The organism is Streptomyces sp. NPDC031365, assembly GCF_055569765.1.
In genome coordinates, this window is the sequence record NZ_JBVIIM010000004.1 from 16,426 (window position 1) to 33,279 (window position 16,854).

Consider the following 16,854-nt stretch of genomic DNA (forward strand, 5'->3'; position numbering starts at 1 on the left):
CTTTCCTTCCTTCTTCGCCTACCGGGTTAGCTGACGGGTTCGGAGCAGGAAGGTCTCCTACGCGCGGGCACGAACCGTGTTTCCACGGCGGTATCCACGCGATTCACCCCAATTGGTGGTTCCCCGGTTCCCTTGCGGGATTCGGCGCGTGCGCACGGAGCCGACTTCTGTGACGGCTGGGACGACCGCGCTGCGTTATCGAACGTTAATAGACGCGAGGGCTGGATTCCAAGCCGTTCCTCTTGATCATTAACGATTCTCGCGTGGACTTAACCGCCATGAGCGGCAAAAAACGGGCGAGTTGACCGCCCTTCAGGCCCCCGTCATTTCCTGACGGTACGTCAGCTGCTGTGCGGTGCGGGACGACTCGCTCACCGTGCGTGAAGATGGCGTCGGCCATCGGAAAACACCGAGGGCCGGAACCCTTTCGGATTCCGGCCCTTGGCCTTCAGTAGCGGGGACAGGATTTGAACCTGCGACCTCTGGGTTATGAGCCCAGCGAGCTACCGAGCTGCTCCACCCCGCGTCGTTGAAACCAGTGTACGCCATCCGCGGGACGCGCCGCACACCCATAACCGGCGGCCCCGGTTTCAGCCACTGATCAAGTGCCCGTTCGGCGCCTTGGCACGCTCCTCGTGCTCCGGCAGCACGAGGACGACGGCGCCCCCGTCCGCCAGCAGCCCACTGCCGTCGGCCCCCACCACGAAGGTGTCCGGCTCCCGCCAGGCCGTGACCACCCGCCGTACCCCCGCGTCCAGGATCAGCCGGGCACAGGGCGCCGGCCGGGACGCACGCCGGGCGCAGGGCTCCAGGCTGGAGTACACGGTGGCGGTGGCGAGGCGGGGATCAGCGGGGTCGGTCCTGGCGAGCGCGGCCTCCTCCGCGTGCACCACCGGGTCCGCGCCCTCCCGGGAGTGGCCGCGCGCCAGCTCCGTACCGTCGGCGGCCACCACCACCGCTCCCACGCTGAACGCCGTGTCGGACGGCGGGCACGCGGCGGCCAGCTCGCAGGCGAGGGCCAGCCAGTGGTGGTCGGCGGCGGCGGGCAGCACACCGGTGCCGGGGGCGGTGGGCTCGTAGCGCATGAGGACGACGTCGCCGATCGGGCGGGTTTCCACCAGCCGCATCCGGCCTCCCTGGTAGGAGCCGGGTCCGAAGAGGCGGGGGGCGTCCGCGTCGCCGACGAACAGCGGGGCGAGGACCAACTGCAGTTCGTCGGCGAGGCCCTGGGTGAGCAGCTGGGTGTGGATCCGTCCGCCGCCCTCGACCATGAGCCGCCGCACTCCGCGCCCGGCGTGCAGATGCTCCAGCAGCCGCCTCCAGTCGAGTTCGGGGCCGAGCGGGACGACGTCGGTGGCGAGACCGAGGGCGCGGGCCCGCTCGGCACCCTTGTCGGTGGTGTACAGGACCTTCTCGCCGCCGGTGTGCCAGAACCGCGCCGCCGGGTCGAGGTCGCCGGAGCCGCTGACGGTGACCTTGAGCGGGTACTCGGGCCGGCCCGCGTCGAGCCGGGCGGCACGCCGCGCGGGCGAGTTGACCAGCAGCCGGGGGTTGTCGGCGCGGAGGGTGCCGGCGCCGACCAGGATGGCGTCCACGGATGCCCGTACCTCGTCGACCCGGTCGAAGTCGGCCGGATTGGACAGCAGCAGCCGATCGGGGCCGGTGTCGTCCAGATAGCCGTCGAGGGAGACGGCGGCGGACAGCAGGACGTACGGACGGGGCATCGGCGTACTCCGGGTGTGGGGCGGCGGCGGGCCGGGCCGCGGGGCGACGGCCCGGGTCAAGTCTGACAACCCGACGCGCGGAGCGGCGCCGCGGTCCTGCGCGATCCCTCGGCGGTCAGGGTTCGATCAGACCCACACGGATGGCGTACCGGGTGAGTTCCAGGCGGTCCTTCAGGCCGAGCTTGGCCAGCAGGTTGGCGCGGTGCCGCTCCACCGTCTTGGGGCTGATCACCAGAAGGTCCGCGATCTGCTGCGAGGTGTTGCCCTCGGCGACGAGCTTGAGGATCTGCTCCTCGCGGTCGGTGATGGCCTTGGCCGGCAGGGTCCGGCCCTCCCGCGCGAGGTCGAGGTAGTTGTGGATGAGGGCGTTGACGGCCCCGGGGTAGAGGAACGGCTCACCGCGCATGGTGGCGTGGCAGGCCTCCACGAGGTCCTGGTCGGCGACGGACTTCAGGACGTAGCCCGAGGCACCGGCGGCGAGCGCCTCGAAGAAGAACTGCTCGTTGTCGTACATCGTCAGGATGAGGATCCGCGTCTCCGGCAGGGTGCGGGAGAGCTCACGGGCCGCTTGGAGACCGGTCAGACGGGGCATGGCGATATCGAGAATGGCCAGGTCGGGGCGGTGTTCACGGGCCAGTCCGAGGGCTTCGGCGCCGTCGGCGGCCTCGGCCACGACGGTCAGATCCGGTTCGCCGTCCAGGATGAGACGGACCCCCCGGCGGACCAGCGCGTGGTCGTCGGCGAGGAGGATGCGGGTGGGGGCCTGCTCGGTCATGTCAGCGTTTCCGGTCGAGGGACATCGGTCACGGGGGCGGAGCGTGCGCGGGCGCGGACGCTCCTCGCAGGGGAACGAGGGCGTGCGCGGGGAAACGGGCGGGGACGGGAACGGCCAGACGCACTTCGGTGCCGCCCCCGGGGCGGGGCTCCACGGTCACCTCGGCGCCGACGAGCAGGGCCCGTTCCCGCATCCCGCGGATGCCGGCGCCCTCCTCCGCCGGGCCGACGCCCCGGCCGTCGTCACGGACCCGCAGTTCGACACCGCCGGACGCGCGGTACAGGGCGACCTCGGCGCGGCGGGCGCGGGAATGGCGGGCGATGTTGGTGAGACCCTCCTGGGCGACCCGGTAGATGACCAGCTCCGTCTCCCGGTCGAGCTCCGGCAGGTCCGGGGCGAGTCTGTGCTGGACGCTCAGACCGGGTCCGCCGAACTCGGTGGCCAGGGCCTTGAGGGCGCTGGCCAGCCCCAGCTCGTCCAGCACCCCCGGGCGCAGACGGCGGGCGATGCGCCGGATCTCCTCCAGGCCGGCGCGGGTCGTCTCCTGCGCCAGGCGCAGTTCCTCACGCAGTTCGGGCGGCGCGTGGTCGGCGGCACGCTTGAGCTGGAGCAGTACGGCGGTCAGGGACTGGCCGACCTCGTCGTGCAGCTCCTGGGCGACGCGACGGCGTTCCCCCTCCTGCGCGGACAGGGCGCGGGCGCTGCTCGTGGCACGCTCGTCCTCCAGCCGGTCGAGCATGGTGTTGAACGTGGTGATCAGCTCGGCGATCTCGCCGCGTCCGCCGACCGCGGGACGGTGCCCCGGGCGGAGCAGGTCGGTCGTGGTCATGGCGCGGGTCAGGCGCTGCAGCGGCGCGAGCCCGAAGCGCAGCAGCAGCGCGTTGGCGACCAGCATGGCGGCCAGGCCCACGGCAAGGACCGCGGCCTCGGTGAGCAGTACCGGGGTGGATACGGTGACCGGTCCCAGCAGAAGGGCCGTGGCGACGATGAGCACGACGGCGTTCAGCATGAAGATCCGCCAGAACAGAGGCACCCCGTACCGCCTCCTCGTCCTGGACGGCTCGCATGGGCTCCCGGTGCGGCGGAAGCCGTGACGGGCCCGCGGCCGGGGGCGCGGCGCGGGCCGTCAGGGTCAAGCCTGCGCCCTGAGCAACCCTCGCGCCATCGGTGACAGCCCCCATTTTCCCGTCGGCCACACGGTCGGGAGGCGGTCCGCGTACGCACCGGATCCCACGGAGAATGGGGGGTGCCACGGATGGCCCGGGCCGCTGGCGGTGAGAGAGGCTGGAGTTTCCGGTACCGGACGGATGAGACGTCGGCACACGGGCAAACTCCTTTATAGCGGCCCGAGTTCGCAGCAGACTGGCGGACCCTCTCCACTCGTCCGGTAGTACCGGAGCGACGGCCGCCGGCATGTCGCCGTGCGGCCATCCCCTGGGAAGGAGGAGCCGTGCCCCAGTCCAATGACGATCACTTGGTCGACCTCGCGGCCCGACTCGAGCACGAGGATCCCCGTTTCGTCCGCTCGCTGTCCACCGGACAGCCGACCCGTCCCCGCGAGTACCGGCGCGCGGGCGCCTGGTGGGCGCTGGTCATCGGGGTGACGATGCTGATCGCGGGTGTGATCGTCCCCGACGGACTGCTGATCGCGGCGGGCCTGGTCCTCTCCGGGATCGCCGTCCAGCTTCTCGACCCCGAGCACCGCCGGACGGGCCACGTGCCCGGCACGACCCGCTGACCGGCCGCGACCTCCCGGGCCGCTCTCCCGCACGCCCCGCACTCCCCGTACCGCGCCCCACGCCAGGCCCCCTCCGGGCGGCCCTGGGCGCGAGCCGCAGCGCCGGGCCGCGTTCGGTCGTGCGTGTCCTTCTCGCGGGCCGCGCCCGGACCGCCGACGGCCGGACACAACACACCCCCGTACGTCCGCCGGTTCAGCCGTGCGTGAACCGCACCCACGCTCCGTACGACGACGGAGCGCGGGCCGGCTCCTCCGGCCGGACCTGCCGGGACTCCGTGCGAGGGCCGCTGAACCACCGGCAGCCGCCGGCCGTTGTGCAGGCGGCGGCCCGCCAGCCTGTGGGGGATGGCGGGCCGTACCCGAGGACGGAGCACGGCGACGGCGGACGCAGTGGTCGGGACGGGAGACGGGTGTCAGGCGGTCCGCCCGGGCGGCGGCCCGGCGCCGTGCGGGCGGTGCGGGCCCTCCTCGGACGGGCGGCCGAGCCTTTCGCGAACCTTCTCGGCGTCCGGATGGCCGATCTTCACGAAGATCTCCAGGGCCCGCCGCCAGTCCGCGCGGGCGTCCTCCGGCCGGCCGGCGTCCAGCAGGGCGTCGCCGAGGTTGCTCAGGGAGTGGCCCTCCCCCCACCGGTTGGCGACGGCCCGGTGGGTTTCCAGCGCGCGGTGGTAGTGCGCGACCGCGTCGTCGTAGTGCCGGAGCCGGTGGTGGACCGTGCCGAGGATGTCGAACGCGAGGCCCTCGACCCAGCGGTTGTCGCTCCGGCGCAGGACGGTCAGCGCCTCCTCCAGGCAGGAGACGGCCTCCTCGAACCGGCCCAGCCGCTGATAGGCGTCGCCCAGATTGGTCAGGGCGATGCCCACGCCCCAGTCGCTGCCGAGAGCCCGGTCGATGGCCAGCCCCCGGCGGATGTACTCCACGGCCCTGTCCGGCCGGCCGATCTGGAGGTAGGCGTCACCCAGGTTGCCCACCGCCTTCGACCTGCCCCTCACGTCCCCGAGCTCCCGGCAGACGGCCAGCGCCCGGTGCTGGACGTCGATGGACTCCTCGATCCTGCCCGCGCTGCGCAGCGCGGCAGCCGTGTCCGAGAGGCCCTGGGCCTCGCCGGCACGGTCGTGGGCGGCGCGGGCGGCCGACAGTCCGGTGCCGGCGGTGTCGAGCCAGTCGTGCAGATGGCTGCGGAGGTAGAAGAATCCCCACAGGACCGCGGGCAGCCGCCAGGCGACGCCCGGCTGTCCGTACGCGACGGCCTGGTGCACCGCGCTGACCAGGTTGCCCCGCTCGGTCTCGCACCACTCCAGGGCCTCCTCTCGCGTCGCCGGAGCCGCAGGCCGGCACAGGGCGGGCGGAGCGGGCAGGGAAACCCGGTCGCGGTGCGGGGTGATGAGCGGGTAGGCGGCGGCCGCGGAGTGCAGATACCAGGCGAGCAGCCGCTCGACGGCCCGCTCCCGCTCCGGCGGCGGATCCTCCGCGTGGACGCGTTCCGCGGCGTAGACCCGCAGCAGGTCGTGCAGGGCGTAGCGGCCGGGCAGACGCTCGATGACCAGGTGGGCCCCGGTGAGTTCGGCGAGCAGGTTGCGGGTCTCCCGCGCTTCCAGACCGGCGAGAGCGGCCACGGCGGGCGCCGGCATGTCCGGCCCCGCGTGCAGGCCGAGGAGGCGGAACAGTCGCGCGGCCGGGACGGACAGTGCCTGGTACGACCAGGAGAAGACGGCCCGTACGTCGGTGGCGATGTCGTCGCCCCCGGTGAAGGCGTCGAGGCTGCCGTGGCTTTCGCGCACCTCCTCGGCGATGGAGGCCAGCGGGAACGCGGGGTGGCCGGCCGCGTGGGCGGCGACGATGGCCAGCGCCAGCGGCAGTCGGGCGCACCGGGTGATGATCTCGCCCGCCGCCTCCGGTTCCGCGGCCAGCCGGCCGGCGCCGAGGCGGCGCGCCAGCAGATCGTGGGCCTCCGCGGCGGTCAGCTGGTCCAGCGTCAGCGGAAACGCCCCCTCGCCGACGACCAGACCGGTGAGCCGGCTGCGGCTGGTGACGATGACCAGGGAACCGGGCGACCCGGGCAGCAGCGGACGTACCTGGCCGGCGTCACGGGCGTTGTCGAGCAGGATCAGCATCCGCCGCCGGGCGAGCAGGCTGCGGTACAGCGCCGCCTGTGCGTCGAGACCGGCGGGAATCCCCTCGGGGGGAACACCGAGGGCGTCGAGGAAGGCGCGGATCGCCTCCTCCGGGGTCACCGTCGTGCCGGTCGGATCGAAGCCCCTGAGATTGATGCAGAGCTGGCCGTCGGGAAAACGGTCGGCGATCTCGTGGGCCCAGTGCACGGCCAGGGTGGTCTTGCCGATGCCGCCCATACCGCCGATCGCCCCGATGACCACCGCCGTGGGGGCCCGCCCGTCGTCCGGCAGGAGGGCCCGTATCCGGTCGAGTTCGGCGCTGCGGCCGACGAAGGTCGGCAGGTCGGCGGGGAGTTGTGCCGGGCGGGTGGTCCGCTGCTCGGCCGGTGCGGGAGGCCGGGCCGGTGGGGGCGGCGGCGCCTGCTGCCGGGGCGGTATGAGGGACGCGTCGGCCGCGAGCACACGGTCGCGCAGTTCCTGCAGCGGAACGCCGGGCTCGATGCCCAGCTGGTCCACGAGGGTCCGGCGGGTGCTGTGGAACACCTCCAGTGCCTCGGCCTGCCGTCCCGACCGGTACAACGCCAGCATGAGCAGTCGGCACAGCTGCTCCTTCAGCGGATGCTTATGGGTCAGGTTCATCAGTTCGGCGACCACCTCGCCATGCCGGCCGAGGTCGAGGTCGTTCTCGATCCGGCTCTCCAGCACGGCCAGCCGCTCCTCGTCCAGCCGGGCGCGCTCCGCCTCGGCCAGCGGACCGGGCAGGCCGACCAGCGCCGCCCCGTGCCAGCCGTCCAGCACGGCGTGCAGCAGACCGGCAGCGGCGTCGAACTCGCCCTCCGCGCGCAACGTCCGGGCGCGGACGGTTTGTTGCCTGAACAGCGCAAGATCCAGGGCATCCGGTGGGACCCGCAGCAGGTATCCGTCGCCGACCGAGGCGACCACCCGAGGGGCACCGGCCGTGTTCCCGCCGGTTTCCAGCACCTTGCGCAGCCGCGACGCATAGGTCCGCAGGACGGACACGGCCGCCGGGGGCGGCTGATCACCCCAGACGTCGTCGATGAGCTCGCCCAGGGTGACGGGCCGTCCGCTCCGCAGCAACAGGGCCACCAGGACAGCCCGTTGCTGCGGAGAGCCGAGATCCAGCTCCTGTTCGCCACGCCATGCCCGGACCGGCCCCAGTACGGAGAAACGCAGCGCATTCTCAGACGCGTTCACTTCTCGGACTTTAGTACCCACGCTCCCCGCACCGCCGATCCGATGGGAGCGTACCCACACGTGTGCGCTCGGGAGGCGAAAGGGACCACACCCTCGCCAGGAGCGCCCCGGAAACGGCACAGCCCCTGACCTCCGGCTTCCGCCGCAGGTCAGGGGCTGATCATGAGGTAGGCCCTGTGGGACTCGAACCCACAACCAATGGATTAAAAGTCTGGAGAGTGCCCATGACGTGCCGTACCGTCTCATGCCGCGTATCCGCGCACCGTACCGTCCTGCGCAGATCAGAGCCGTTTAGCGGACGTCCATCTCTCGCTCTTCACCGCGTCTCGTACCGTCTCGTATCGCGCTCTTACGTGGCCTTCGGGCCAGCACGGGGCCAGCAGGAAGGGCCCCCGACCCGCAGGTCAGAGGCCCTTTCGCTGACTCCCGATTCTACTCCGAGGACTCCCCGTTGTCAGCGCCGTCCCGTACCGTGAGGGCATCAGCATCCGCGTCTGCTGGCTGCGGTGCTCCCGGCCCCTGCTGCGGTACAGCGCCCGCAGCAGGGGCCGTTCCACGCCCGCGCCGAGCCCGCGGCACGGCGGCCGCCGCCTTCTCCGTCAGCTCCTCCTCATACTCCGCGAACAGCGCCATGTAGGTGTCGGCGGTGAGCACGATCGTGGAGTGCCTGAGCTTCTTGCTAGCGTCGTCGATGTCACCGCCGCCGGCCTTCACGAGCGCGGCGGCACCGTGCCGGAGGTCGCGCAGGTTGATCGGAGGCAGCCCGGCCACCTCGACCAGGCGCCTGAACTCCTTGCTGACGACGTCGGGGTGCAGCCAGGCGCCGGTCTCTGTGGTGAACACCTTCCCCGTCTCGGTCCACTTCGTCCCCGCGGCGAGCCGCTCGGCGTCCTGGCGGGCACGGTGCTCACGCAGCACCGCCACGGTCCCCTGGTCGAGCGTCACGGAGGCCATGGACGAGTCCGTCTTGGGGACAGTCTCCACAGGAGTCCAGCCGTCCACCACGATCTCGGTGAGCACGTCGATCCGCGCGGGCCTGCTGTCCAGATACACGTTCGACCAGTCCGCTCCGACGCCCTCACCGCGGCGAAGCCCGTGATGCGCGACCAGATGGTAGAAGGCGTACAGACGGCTGTCCTCGGCGGCGTCCAGGAACATGCCGAGCTGCTGAGGACTCCACACCATCACAGGGCTGGGCTTCTCACCGGTCACACGCCAACGGGCGATCCGCTCATCCGTCCAGAGCAGCCCCTTGGGCCGCGCGCTGGTGCCGAGTTCGACGTGAGCAGCCGCGTTGAAGGTGATGAGCTGCTGGGCGATGGCCGCGTTCAACGCTGTCCGCAGGGTACGGCGGATCGCGTGCCGTGTGGCTGGGCCGTTCGTCCTGCGGTAAGGCTTCATCTCGGCGAGCTTCGCCCGCTCGGTCGCCAGGCGCCCGCGCTCGGTCGCCGGCGGCCTGCCTGGCTTCGTCCACTTCGCCCGCGCCTCCTGCTCGCGGCGGGCCGCGTTCTGCGCGCGGATCACGTCGGACTCGTCGGCGATGGCATCGAACATCTCCTGGACGTGGCCGACGTTCAGCCGGTCCAGGCGGTAGTGCCCGAGACGGGGCTTCAGGTGGACCTTGATGTGCGAGCGGTAGCCCGCGTTCGTTGTACTCCTGGTCCTCTTGCTGGCCATCCACCGGTCGAGCCACTCGGCCATGGTGGTCTGCCCGTCGAGGGGAACGCCCACGCCCAGGCGCCGCTGCACCTCTGCGGCCTGAGGGATGTCAGCGCGGCGCCGGGAGATGTCGGCAAGTAGATCTCCCACACGCTGCTGTTCTGCCGGGTCGTCGCCCGGTAGAGCAAGGATGGCCTGCAGGCGGGAGAGGTCGCCCTGGGCCTTGGTCACCTCGGTATACCCGGTGCGCCTGAAGGTCCGGCGCTTGCCATCGACGCCCGGTGGCAGCTCCTGTCGGAGGGCTACGGACCCGTGGTTCTTCTTCTTCAGCTTCGGGCACTCCGTGCCCAACAGCTTGCCGTCCTCGCCGCGGCACTCGCAGCGTCGATAGATGCTGCCTGCCCGGCGTGCTGACGGCATGGTCGCTCCTTTCTCTCAGGAGGCCAGGAGTCACACGCCCACATTCAGGTGCGCGATTCCCACCCCCACTACATGGTCCGCCACTCGGTTGAGCTCGTCGAGCATCTCCCGTTCCAGACCCGCGTCCGGTCTCACAGCGATTGCCAGCCCGTGATCGTTCACGATGGGGATCATCAGTTTCCCCTCGGGCACGTCATCACTGAAGAAGTACCAAACCCGGCCGCGCGGTGACTCCATGCAAACCGCCCCCATCTCCCGCTCACGCGTTCGAATCATGCGTTAGACCAGCACCCTTTCGGCAAGGATGTCGGCACATGATCGCACCACGCGCATCAGAGGTCTACAGGCCGTTTGCTCCTGTCACCCATAGTGATGCGCAGGGGAATGGATCGCTCATTCGGGGGAAGCAGGCGGGGTTAGCGTGTCGATCAGGCGGAGAAGCTGGTCCCGCTGCTCCTGCGGCAACTGATCCAGCTTGTGCACATAGGCCTTCGCCTCCGACGAGCCGCCGACCAGTGGATCAACCCCGTGAAACTGGCTGCCTGCAGCGTCCTGGAGCGCCTCTACCGGCAGCTCGCAGGCCGCCGCCAGCGCACACAGCTCCTCATACACGGGCGGCGTGACAGGCTCCCCAGTCTCCAGCCGGTAGATCCACCCCCGCGTCACCCGCACCCCCGAAACCGGGTCGACAGCCTTCTCCGCGAAGGCGTTCAGGCCCTTATTCAGCTCGGCGCGACGCTTGCGGATCAAGTCCGCGAACTGCGTGCGGCGTTCAGGGTCCTGTGTCATATCGCTCGCTGGCATGTCGGTGGGGGCCATGGGGCTCATCCTGCCACTCCTGTGGTCAAAGGGATCGGCGGGTGTTCAGGGGTGTTCCCGCACACCGGGGCATACGGGCAGGTCAGTCGATCTGTTCATCAAGCGTGCTGAACGGATTGTTCAGCACCGGGCGCGATCACGCCAGGTCGCTCTGGGTCATTGGCCGATTACCGGCGCGCGCCCCTCATGTTCAGGTCACTGGACAAACCGTTCAGGCCGTGGAATGCTCGGCGCATCGCCATTCAGTGCGATGAACGGAACGTCCCGTGAGGTGAACGTGAGCGATTCCCCGCCCACCATGTACGCGGTCGTCAGCGGCGACCGACTCCGAATGCTCATGGAGCGCACCGGCACTGGTGAGTCCATCACCGTCCGCGAACTGGCCGCAGCCGCCGGCGTCGCCACCGGCACCATCGGCGGCCTCATGTCCGGCATGCAGCAGAGCGTCCCCGAGGACAAGGCCAAGAAGATCGCCGCCCGGCTCGGGGTGGACCTCCTGGTCCTGTTCATACCGATGGAGCGCGCCGGCCGGAGCCTCATCCCCGCACAGCAGGTGGTCGCATGACGACCGCCGCCCCCCTGACCCCCGCGCAGGTCGCGGCGCTGCCCGCGATGCCCACCGCTCTGCAGGCGTTCGCCGCTCTCGGAATCGGCGAGACGCTCGGCTACCAGCTGATCCGGGAGGGCGCTTTCCCGGTCGAAGTGATCCGGATCGGCCGCGCGCTCAAGGTCCGCAAGGCCGACCTCATGGAGTTTCTCGGCCTCTCCCAGTACGTCGCCGCCGAGGTCCAGTCGGCAGCGGCCACCAACAACGACGCCCCCGGGGTCCAGCCGGGGGCGCCTACCGAGCAGCCCGCCCACACCAGCAAGTAGAGAACGGAGCAGCTCATGGAGCAGCTTCCCACGGTGGGCACACCGTCGCCCAGCGCGGCCGTGATGCGCGCCCTGACCGACATCGAGACGTCGAAGCAGAACGCCGATCCGGCCGTCGCCGAGTTCCTCACCCTCGTCGGCGAGCTGATCGTGCAGCACGGCGACCCGGCCGCCGTCCTCGACCGCGTCATCAACGCGCTGGCCCGCGAGGAGATCGAAACCCTCGGCAGCACGTACTGCCTGACGCTGCACACCACCCGCGCCGTCGACCAGCCCACCCAGCTGCACGTCATCTGGACCGCCACCGGCGGGCTCGCCATCGTTCCCCGATCGCTGAGCCCCCGTAGCGCCCTTGAGCAGCTGCGCGCCGCGATCGCCGAACGCGAGGAAGAGGAGCGTCTGGCCGTCGACTTCCAGGCGTCCGTCGCCTCCGGGTACGTCGAGGCCGTCGAGGACTGGGCCGCCCGTATCGCCGACAAGGCGGGCAGTTGACCACCACCGCCGCGCGGGCCCGGGACACCCCGGGCCGCGCGCCCATCCCCCGCCAGGTCGACGGCCTGCTGGTCATCGACGCCGAGAACCGCCGCGCTCACTACGAGTGCTATCGCCCGGGGTGCCCGAAGCCCCGCGAAGAGCCGCTCGAACCGGCCACCACCAGTGCCTTCATCGACGGCATCACGGCCCGTCACGCACGCCAGTACCACGGGAGCCCGCGTTGACCGACACACAGCCCACCGACCTCCGGGCCGCCGCCCGCGAGCTGCACGACGCTGGCCTGTGCGTCCTGCCCATCAAGGCCGACGGCACCAAGAAGCCCGCCGTGTCCTGGCTCGACTACAAGGTCCAGCGCACCACGTCCGAGCAGCACGACGGCTGGTTCGGCGGAGACCGGCCCCGGGGCATCGCCGTGGTCTACGGGAAGGTCTCCGGCAACCTGGAGCTGATCGAGTTCGAGGGCCTCGCCATCCGTGAAGGCCTCCTCACCGAGGTCACCGAGATCATGGACGCGTCCGGGCCCCGGATCGCCGAGGCGTGGAAGGCGATACTCACCGGCTGGGTGACTGAGTCCCCGTCCGGCGGCCGGCACTACCGCGTCCGTGTCGAGGGCGGCGACGTCCCCGGCAACACCAAGCTGGCCAGCAGGCTCGCCCGCGAAGACGAGTACACCGAGGCGGACCGGCAGCGGCTGCGTGAGCGTCCCAACGCGCGCATCGTCCGGGTGCTGATCGAGACCCGGGGCGAAGGCGGGTACGGGCTGGTCGAGCCGTCTGACGGCGCCGTCCACGCCACCGGGCGCCCGTACGTCCGGCTGGAGGGCGGGCCCGGCAGCATCCCCGTCCTGGACGCGGACACCATGACCGCGATCCGCGACATCTGCCGGATGGCCGACCAGCTGCCCCAGCCTGAGGCACCGAAGACAGCGCCGCGCCCGGCGCCTCCGCGGCCCGACGGCAGCCTGCGCCCCGGCGACGACTTCGAAGCACGCGCCGACTGGGCCGACATCCTCAACGGCGTCTTCCGCCCGCTCCACACCCGCGGCAGCGAGACGTACTGGGGATGGGCCGACGGCGTCGGTGGCGTGAAGGCCACGACCGGCCGCGACGACAACGACCGCCTGTTCGTCTTCGCCACCGGCAGCGAGTTCCAGAGCGAGGTGCCGTACAGCAAGTTCGGCGCCTACGCCCTGCTGAGCCACGGCGGCGACCACAAGGCCGCTGCCCGGGAGCTGGCCCGCCAGGGATACGGCAGCCGCCACCTCGCTGCGGTCGGCGCCCCCGCTCCGGCACCGGCCCCAGAGCAACCGGACACCGACGAGGCCCCCGACGAGGACGACCAGGAGGAGCAGGAGCCGCAGGAAGACGAGAGCGGGCGCGAGGGATTCGACTACGCCACCACGTTCGACCTGCCCGCCGCCGTCCGCACGCCGTACGACTACCGGGTGACGGGCCGCGGGGTCGAAGTTCTCAGCACCAGCGGGGACAACTGGATCCGTGTGACGTTCGCGCCGCTGGTCATCACCGCCACCTTCGAGGACCCCGAAGGCGACCAGTACGTCGAACTGTCGTGGATCGACCGCAGCCTGGGGCGGCCCCGCCGGATCTCCCGCATCGTCAGCCGCGAGACCGCGAAGCGCGGGCGGAAGCTGATCGAAACCCTGGGCAGCGCCGGCCTGCCCGCCGTCGAAGGCGACGCGCGTGCGGTCGAGAAGTGGCTCGCCGAGTTCGAGGCCGCCAACTTCGGGCGTATCCCGTCCGAGCAGCTGGCGCGCTGGCTGGGCTGGCAGGACGACGGCACGTTCGTCTCCTCACCCGAGGACGGCATCAAGGTCGACGTCCCGTTCGAGGAGCAGCGCGGCCCGGCCCGAGCCCACGCCAGGAAAGGGACGCTGCCCGACTGGCAGGACGCCGTCGCCCAGCTGGCCGACTATCCGGTCCCGCGCGTCGCTCTGGCGGCCGCGCTCGCCGCTCCGCTGCTCAAGCCGCTCGGACTGAACTCGTTCACCCTGGACATCTCCAGCCGCTCCACGAAGGGCAAGACGACCGCGCTGCAGGTCGCTCTCAGCGTGTGGGCCGACCCGTCCGAGCACGCCTCAGCGATGTCCAACTGGCGCACCACGCTGTACGCGATCGAGAAGCGGCTCAACCTGGTCCGAGGCATCGTCACCGTCTTCGACGAGACGATGGCCGTCACGGACGACACTCTCATCGACGAGGTGCTGTACCAGCTCCCGATGAACCACGGGAAGGCCAGGTCGGGCGGGGCGTTCGGCAACATGCTGCCCTGGGAGACCATCCTCCTGTCCTCGGGCGAGCGGCCGGCGCTCTCCTTCACCACCAGCCAGGGCGCGGCGGCCCGCATCCTCGGCACCACGATCGCCCCGTTCGGCGACGGCGGCGGCGCGGTCGCGGCCGCCGCCCGGGAAGGCGTCCTCGCCAACCACGGGCACGCCGGGCCCGAGTTCATCCAGTGGATCCTCAGCGGCCTCGCCCACCCGAAGGGCCGGGACAAGCTGAAGGAGCATCACCGGGCCCTGGTCGACGAGTTCCGCGGCTCCGGAGACATGACCAACCGGCGCGCGCCCATGGTCGCCGTCCTGGCGCTCGCCGAGACGCTCGCGTGCGGCATCGGCCTACTCCCCTACGAGCCGCTGAGCCACGACGTATGGCGGGGCCTGTTCACCGCCCACAACCCCACCGATAACCGGCCCGACATGGCGCTGGACGTCTTGCGGGAGTACGTGGCCGGCCACGCGCACGAGCTGTTCACCGCCACCCGCGCGGCGATGAACGAGAAGCCCCCGTACTCCGGATGGCTCGGTGTCCTGTCGACAGACAAGGCGGGCGTCTCCGAGGTAGCTCTGTTGCCCGAACGTGTCCGCAAGATCCTCGCGGACGCTGGCTACTCGCTGGACGCCGTGGTCGGTAGCTGGGTCGATGCCGAATACCTGAAGACCCTGAAGAGCCAGCGGCCCGCTCATCTGGTGCCCCGCCGGTTCGACGGCGCCCGCGCCAAGTGCCTCGCCTTCACCCCGGAGGGCATGCCCTTCGGCGACCAGGACGAGGCGGCATGACCGCCGCCGCAAGGGTGGTACGCACCGAGTGCGTACCACCCACCGCCCCTCATTCCCGCAGGTCAGCGGCGGCGAAAGCGTCCTTCCGGGGGCGGTACGCACTCGCCCGGAAATGGCACCCCTCAGGCGTGGGCGCGTGTGCGTGCCTGTGTGCGGGCGTGCGCACACATCGACCCCTGTCTGTTTCTGCGTACCTGCGTACCACTGTCTCTAAAGAGAGACATAACAGCAGGTCAACCCCGCTTTTTGCCCGGTACGCAGCCGGTACGCAGCCGGTACGCAGTGCGTACCAGCCCTCTCCCCTCTCCACCGAATCGAGGTGACCCGTGTCCTTCACACCCCGCCCGTACCAGGTCGACGCCATCGAGGCGCTGCGCCAGGGCTGGTCCACAGGGAAGACCCGCCTGGCGGTCGTCCTGCCGACCGGTGCTGGCAAGACCGTCGTCTTCTCCCACCTGGCCCACCGGATGCTCGACGGCCTCGGAGGCAAGCGCGTCCTGGTGATCGCCCACCGGGAGGAGCTGATCGAGCAGGCCGCTTCCAAACTCTTGGCGGTCGACCCGATGCTGCGTGTCGGCATCGTCAAGGCGCAGCGCGATGACCACGCCGACGCCGACGTGATCGTGGCCAGCGTCCAGACCCTGGCCGTGCCACGCCGCCGGGAGGCTATCCGCGACATCGGCCTGGTGATCGTCGACGAGTGCCACCACGCCGCCGCCCGCACCTACATGGAGGTGCTCGCGCACTTCGGAGCCTGGGAGGGCACGCCCGTGGCTGGCTTCACCGCGACGATGCACCGCGAGGACGGCGGCCTCGCCGAGGTCTGGGAGGACGTCGTGTTCCGCCTCGACATCCTCGACATGATCAGCGACGGCTACCTGTGCGACGTCCGCGGCAAGCGCATCACGGTCGACACGCTCGACCTCAACAAGGTGCGCACCCGGGGCGGCGACCTGGTCGACGGCCAGCTGGGCAAGGCACTGGAGGACTCAGGCGCCCTGGACGCCATCGCCAAGGCGTATCTCGACCACGCGGCCGACCGGGCGGGCGTGGTCTTCACGCCGACCGTGGCGACCGCCCAGGCCGCCGCCGCCGCGCTGGAGGCCGTCGGCATCACGGCGGCCCCGGTGTGGGGCGACATGGGCCGCGAGGACCGGAAGGCGACGCTGGCCCGCTACTCGGCTGGGGACGTGCAGGTGCTCACCAACTGCATGGTGCTCACCGAGGGGTTCGACGCCCCGCACACCAGCTGCGCCGTCATCGCCCGCCCGACGAAGAGCGCCAGCCTGTACGTGCAGATGGCCGGCCGCGCGCTCCGGCCGGCGCCCGGGAAGAGCGACGCGCTGCTGCTGGACGTCATGGGCGCCTCCACCCGCCACAAGTTGGCCAGCATGGTCGACCTGACGGCGCGGGAGGTCGGGGAGGCCGAGGAAGGCAAGAGCCTGCGGGAGGTCGCCGAGGAGCACGTGGCCACTGAGAAGCGCCGCGCGCTGGCCGCCCGGGTCGAGGTCGAGGAGGCCAACCTCTTCGGGGAGTCGGCGATCCGCTGGCTGCGCACGGCTGACGGCACGTGGTTCATCCGCCTGACGGGGGCGATGTTCCTGTTCCTGCAGCGGGACCCTGGGACCCGGCTGTACCGGATGCGCCGCTGGACGGAGGCGCACGGCGTGCACCCGCCGAAGGAGGACGCGGCCCGGCCGCTGCCGGAAGCCCTGGCGTGGCTGGAGAAGCAGGCCAAGGTCCTCGCCCCGCATGCGTTCGTCGCCCGTCAGGCCCGCTGGCGGTCCGGGACGCCGAGCCCGAAGCAGTTGGGCTTGTGCCGGCGCCTCGGCATTCAGGTGCCGCGCGGCTCTTCCGCTGGCGACGTCGCCGACCTCATCGACCAGGACCGCGTTGGCCGCGTCCTCGGTCAGCTGATTCTTCCTGCCGCGTAGTAGTCCGGGCCT

At 71.1% G+C, this 16,854-nt stretch carries 14 protein-coding genes, 1 tRNA gene and 1 riboswitch; of the genes, 7 read left to right on the top strand and 8 right to left on the bottom strand.

Annotated elements, in window-relative coordinates; translation table 11 throughout:
- A riboswitch (cyclic di-AMP (ydaO/yuaA leader) is annotated at nucleotides 1-157 on the bottom strand.
- A gap of 295 nt (nucleotides 158-452) precedes the next feature.
- The 4 genes from ACZ5C2_RS07820 to ACZ5C2_RS07835 form a co-directional block, all read right to left on the bottom strand.
- A tRNA-Met gene (locus tag ACZ5C2_RS07820) sits at nucleotides 453-526 on the bottom strand.
- A gap of 64 nt (nucleotides 527-590) precedes the next feature.
- Nucleotides 591-1,724, bottom strand: a complete 1,134-nt coding sequence (locus tag ACZ5C2_RS07825) for a dihydrofolate reductase family protein (protein ID WP_468787731.1) — start codon at nucleotides 1,722-1,724, stop codon at nucleotides 591-593.
- A 115-nt stretch (nucleotides 1,725-1,839) separates the two neighbouring features.
- Nucleotides 1,840-2,499, bottom strand: coding sequence for a response regulator (locus ACZ5C2_RS07830; protein ID WP_468787733.1), 660 nt, complete (start codon nucleotides 2,497-2,499; stop codon nucleotides 1,840-1,842).
- Between the two features lie 28 nt (nucleotides 2,500-2,527).
- The gene (locus ACZ5C2_RS07835; RefSeq protein WP_468787735.1) at nucleotides 2,528-3,532 is read right to left on the bottom strand and encodes a HAMP domain-containing sensor histidine kinase; all 1,005 of its coding nucleotides are present in this window, start codon (nucleotides 3,530-3,532) and stop codon (nucleotides 2,528-2,530) included.
- 417 nt (nucleotides 3,533-3,949) lie between these two features.
- Here ACZ5C2_RS07835 and ACZ5C2_RS07840 point away from each other — a divergent pair, with 417 nt between their 5' ends.
- On the top strand, nucleotides 3,950-4,237 hold the full coding sequence (locus tag ACZ5C2_RS07840; RefSeq protein ID WP_468787737.1) for a DUF3040 domain-containing protein: 288 nt from the start codon (nucleotides 3,950-3,952) through the stop codon (nucleotides 4,235-4,237).
- 413 nt (nucleotides 4,238-4,650) lie between these two features.
- Here the strand turns inward: ACZ5C2_RS07840 and ACZ5C2_RS07845 are convergent, their stop codons facing one another.
- The 4 genes from ACZ5C2_RS07845 to ACZ5C2_RS07860 form a co-directional block, all read right to left on the bottom strand.
- The gene (locus ACZ5C2_RS07845) at nucleotides 4,651-7,566 is read right to left on the bottom strand and encodes an AfsR/SARP family transcriptional regulator (protein ID WP_468787739.1); all 2,916 of its coding nucleotides are present in this window, start codon (nucleotides 7,564-7,566) and stop codon (nucleotides 4,651-4,653) included.
- Between the two features lie 432 nt (nucleotides 7,567-7,998).
- Entirely contained in the window at nucleotides 7,999-9,645 is a 1,647-nt protein-coding gene (locus tag ACZ5C2_RS07850) for a site-specific integrase (RefSeq protein WP_468787741.1), read from the bottom strand.
- Nucleotides 9,646-9,675: 30 nt separating this feature from the next.
- Nucleotides 9,676-9,882 (bottom strand): hypothetical protein, encoded by a 207-nt coding sequence (locus tag ACZ5C2_RS07855; protein WP_468787743.1) that lies wholly within the window; start codon nucleotides 9,880-9,882, stop codon nucleotides 9,676-9,678.
- Nucleotides 9,883-10,038: 156 nt separating this feature from the next.
- Nucleotides 10,039-10,464 (bottom strand): helix-turn-helix domain-containing protein, encoded by a 426-nt coding sequence (locus ACZ5C2_RS07860; protein ID WP_468787745.1) that lies wholly within the window; start codon nucleotides 10,462-10,464, stop codon nucleotides 10,039-10,041.
- 277 nt (nucleotides 10,465-10,741) lie between these two features.
- Between ACZ5C2_RS07860 and ACZ5C2_RS07865 the strand changes: the two genes are divergently transcribed.
- The 6 genes from ACZ5C2_RS07865 (at nucleotide 10,742) to ACZ5C2_RS07890 (ending at nucleotide 16,842) form a co-directional block, all read left to right on the top strand.
- On the top strand, nucleotides 10,742-11,029 hold the full coding sequence (locus tag ACZ5C2_RS07865) for a helix-turn-helix domain-containing protein (protein WP_468787747.1): 288 nt from the start codon (nucleotides 10,742-10,744) through the stop codon (nucleotides 11,027-11,029).
- A complete protein-coding gene (locus ACZ5C2_RS07870; RefSeq protein ID WP_468787749.1) occupies nucleotides 11,026-11,337 on the top strand; it encodes a helix-turn-helix domain-containing protein in 312 nt (103 codons plus the stop codon). Before ACZ5C2_RS07865 ends, ACZ5C2_RS07870 begins: the two co-directional genes overlap by 4 nt.
- A gap of 15 nt (nucleotides 11,338-11,352) precedes the next feature.
- Nucleotides 11,353-11,829, top strand: coding sequence for a hypothetical protein (locus ACZ5C2_RS07875; RefSeq protein ID WP_468787751.1), 477 nt, complete (start codon nucleotides 11,353-11,355; stop codon nucleotides 11,827-11,829).
- On the top strand, nucleotides 11,826-12,056 hold the full coding sequence (locus ACZ5C2_RS07880) for a hypothetical protein (RefSeq protein WP_468787752.1): 231 nt from the start codon (nucleotides 11,826-11,828) through the stop codon (nucleotides 12,054-12,056). The genes ACZ5C2_RS07875 and ACZ5C2_RS07880 overlap by 4 nt, the downstream gene beginning before the upstream one ends.
- Complete coding sequence (locus ACZ5C2_RS07885; RefSeq protein WP_468787754.1) at nucleotides 12,053-14,908, top strand: DUF927 domain-containing protein; 2,856 nt, start codon at nucleotides 12,053-12,055, stop codon at nucleotides 14,906-14,908. The genes ACZ5C2_RS07880 and ACZ5C2_RS07885 overlap by 4 nt, the downstream gene beginning before the upstream one ends.
- A 326-nt stretch (nucleotides 14,909-15,234) precedes the next feature.
- Nucleotides 15,235-16,842 carry a DEAD/DEAH box helicase gene (locus tag ACZ5C2_RS07890; protein WP_468787756.1) on the top strand — a complete coding sequence of 536 codons (1,608 nt, stop codon included), beginning with the start codon at nucleotides 15,235-15,237 and terminating at the stop codon, nucleotides 16,840-16,842.
- Nucleotides 16,843-16,854: the final 12 nt, after the last annotated feature.

Excerpts from the sequence above, each read along its gene's own strand:
- ACZ5C2_RS07825 (WP_468787731.1), bottom strand. The coding sequence starts at position 1,724 with ATGCCCCGTCCGTACGTCCTGCTGTCCGCCGCCGTCTCCCTCGACGGC.
- ACZ5C2_RS07830 (WP_468787733.1), bottom strand. The coding sequence starts at position 2,499 with ATGACCGAGCAGGCCCCCACCCGCATCCTCCTCGCCGACGACCACGCG.
- ACZ5C2_RS07850 (WP_468787741.1), bottom strand. The coding sequence starts at position 9,645 with ATGCCGTCAGCACGCCGGGCAGGCAGCATCTATCGACGCTGCGAGTGC.
- ACZ5C2_RS07855 (WP_468787743.1), bottom strand. The coding sequence starts at position 9,882 with ATGGAGTCACCGCGCGGCCGGGTTTGGTACTTCTTCAGTGATGACGTG.
- ACZ5C2_RS07860 (WP_468787745.1), bottom strand. The coding sequence starts at position 10,464 with ATGGCCCCCACCGACATGCCAGCGAGCGATATGACACAGGACCCTGAA.
- ACZ5C2_RS07870 (WP_468787749.1), top strand. The coding sequence starts at position 11,026 with ATGACGACCGCCGCCCCCCTGACCCCCGCGCAGGTCGCGGCGCTGCCC.
- ACZ5C2_RS07875 (WP_468787751.1), top strand. The coding sequence starts at position 11,353 with ATGGAGCAGCTTCCCACGGTGGGCACACCGTCGCCCAGCGCGGCCGTG.